Consider the following 2,321-nt stretch of genomic DNA (forward strand, 5'->3'; position numbering starts at 1 on the left):
TCTATACTGTTTTAAATTGTCGAAGAACTGTCTGTCGTCTTTTAGAAGGTTGCCCTTCGTTTTGGCGACTTAACTAATATACCACGGTAGTGGATATCTTGTCAACGGTTTTTTTAAAAGTTTTTAAGATTTCTTAAATCCTTTTAATAATCACCCGGGTTACTTCAAGAAGTGCCCGCCGCCGTTTTAACGACAAGGAATACTATACCACGAGGTAAGAAGCTTTGTCAAAGGTTTTTTTAATTTTTCTTCGGACCCCTTCTTATCCCAGTGTTTCCAACCCTCGTAATCATTGATGGAAATAGAGGAAAGAAGATTAAATCCGGGGCGACCCCCTCGCTCTTCTTCAAATTCCGCTTAACTCCCCTTACTTCTGTGTAACAAACCGCTTAAAATTCCACAAAAAAACCTGCTACTTCCCCAGTGACCAAGGGCTTTTGCAGGTTTTTCCTTGAAACTCATTCAGTTTTCATCGGAGTTCAGTACTTTTACCATACCGATTCAATTAACCTTTTACCCAAGAGGGTGCCTCTTGGCCCTTCTCTTCTTATAGCTCTAGATAGTTGGCAATATTCGCCTTAGGATCGATTTTCCCTTTGATCTTTGTGGTTTTCGCACTTAATAGGGTACTTATTCCCGGTCCATGTCCTGTTTTTACGCAATCGCTATGAATTACCACACCTATGGATACCGCTCCCTTTAAATACTCTCTGCCGTAGGTGTTATCGCTATCCTCCAATAGTACGAGATCTCCGAAACGAAGATCCTCCAGGTCATATTCTTTTAAGGCTTCTTTATCCCCAGTGGTGATATCATAATCGCCACTGGCGGCTGTGGGGCTGCCGATCCCGGAACCCATTAAAAATGCGGGCACTCTTTTTGCCACGGGAACTTCCAACATCCCGTCCTTTTCTTCAATTCCTAATTTCTCCAACAAGTTCGGATCCAAATTCATCACAAATACCTCTTCATAGCCTTGGATTTGAAGGCCCTGACCATAGCTTCTGATAAGAATTTTATCTTCGATCCCCATTTTCTCGAGATCCTCCTGATCGAAATGAATCAACACATGGTCAATCCCCCCATGGGAACCGGTCACAACACCCTTTGCTCCTTTGGCTTCACCGGACATCACCCGGGCTTCGTTTCCTATACAGGACAGTAGGTTTAAGGCTGTGTTTTCTACACGCTCACTGTTTTTCACACTTACACCGGGTTCCACATGATCCCCTTGAAGCCCCATACACACATCACCTACTTTAACATTGTAGTTGATTCCTCCTGTTGCGGGCAGTACCGTGGAGTTCCCGTTACGATCGAGTTTGTAGGGATTTCCCGCTAAAGGATGACTGATTTTTCCTTGAACCGACTGCATGACTAACTGCTTTTTGTTTGTTTTCATTGATTAACCCACCTTTTCTATCTGATTTCAAAAGCTTCATTCTTCGCCTCTCTAAACAATTCGAGGTCCAAGACCCTAATTCCTGCTTTTGTAATAAAAAAAACCCATCTTTATTTTGATGGGCATTTTCCTGAACTTTATTTTTTTATACAATGTATTGGAAATTTACGATCCGATTCCTTTATTCCGTTACTTTTCTATGAAAGAGACCGGGACCATACTTTTCAATGGTCACCATAAAGGGATAGCCAAGACCATAACAGGCAACAACTTGTCCCAGACCTACATAAATCATGGTGGGTACTAAGGGCATTCCAAACAGGTAACTCAGCATGGATCCAATAATTACCCCGTTAACCAACACCGGAGGCATAGGAGCCCATAATTTTTTACTCATTTTATAGGTCAGGGCCGCCGCTATTAGGGTTGCAGAACTCCCCACAACAACATCGATGATGCCAAGTCCCCCATATACATTCGCAATCATTGCACCCATAAAGAGTCCGGGAATCGCTGCTGGTGTGAAAAAGGGTAATACCGTTAACATTTCAGAAATTCGAACCTGTACAGGGCCGTAGCTGATGGGAGCAAAAGCAATGGTAATCACCACATAGATTGCAGCAATAAGTGCAGCCTGTACCATAAATCGTGTTTTCTTATTCATTTTTTACAAACCTCCATAGTTTTATTTATAGTCAGGATGGTTACGAACTGACTATGCTATTTATAACTTATCCAGTATATCATAGGATGAAAATTTCTTCAACGCTCTTAGACGCATCCGTCCCAAGTGTATGATCCATATATGATAATGTCTTAATATATCACAAGTGACTATGTCCCAAATACTATTAAATCTATTATAATAGAACCTCAGGACTAAGAAATGAGGTGGACATAATCAGAAAGGTAATATTAA

2 protein-coding genes are annotated in these 2,321 nt (G+C 41.5%); both read right to left on the reverse strand.

Translation table 11 applies throughout. From position 1 onward, the window contains the following. Positions 1 to 547: 547 nt before the first annotated feature. A complete protein-coding gene (locus tag ISALK_RS14775; RefSeq protein ID WP_160723642.1) occupies positions 548 to 1,402 on the reverse strand; it encodes a DUF4438 domain-containing protein in 855 nt (284 codons plus the stop codon). 181 nt (positions 1,403 to 1,583) lie between these two features. Then, positions 1,584 to 2,066: a QueT transporter family protein gene (locus ISALK_RS14780; RefSeq protein ID WP_160723644.1), complete on the reverse strand. Its 483-nt coding sequence runs from the start codon at positions 2,064 to 2,066 to the stop codon at positions 1,584 to 1,586. Positions 2,067 to 2,321: the final 255 nt, after the last annotated feature.

Origin of the sequence: Isachenkonia alkalipeptolytica (assembly GCF_009910325.1) — a bacterium.
GTDB classification, from domain to species: domain Bacteria; phylum Bacillota; class Clostridia; order Peptostreptococcales; family T1SED10-28; genus Isachenkonia; species Isachenkonia alkalipeptolytica.

Bases quoted from the DNA above. Each gene is read 5' to 3' on its own strand.
- ISALK_RS14780 (WP_160723644.1), bottom strand. From the start codon at position 2,066: ATGAATAAGAAAACACGATTTATGGTACAGGCTGCACTTATTGCTGCA.
- ISALK_RS14775 (WP_160723642.1), bottom strand. From the start codon at position 1,402: ATGAAAACAAACAAAAAGCAGTTAGTCATGCAGTCGGTTCAAGGAAAA.